The organism is Geobacillus sp. WSUCF1, assembly GCF_000422025.1.
In the GTDB taxonomy this organism is placed as follows: Bacteria; Bacillota; Bacilli; order Bacillales; family Anoxybacillaceae; genus Geobacillus; species Geobacillus zalihae.
In genome coordinates this window covers 1-228 of the sequence record NZ_ATCO01000104.1, presented here as the reverse complement: position 1 = coordinate 228, position 228 = coordinate 1, and the positions used below count along the sequence as shown (strand labels likewise).

Here is a 228-nt window from a genome sequence, read left to right as displayed (position 1 = left end):
CCATATGCCCGGCGTTTGATGTTTTTGATCTTGTGATTCGTCCCCTCGATTCGGGCATTCGTATATGGGCACAAAAAGTAGGAAAGAATAGGCTCCTTCCACCTTTCAAGCGTGTTGGCTGCTTCCTGAAAAGAAGCAAAAGGGCTCTGTTTGGCTAACTTAATCCATTCTTCCAAGCGTTCCTTTGCTTCGTTATATCCATCGGTTCGGTAAAAATCCCGAAACAAC

Annotated in this window: 1 protein-coding gene; it reads right to left on the bottom strand. The window is 45.2% G+C overall.

Annotated features, from left to right (window positions below):
- Positions 1-228 (bottom strand): transposase (locus tag I656_RS0115940; protein ID WP_033005957.1); only part of this gene is annotated, 228 nt, incomplete at both ends.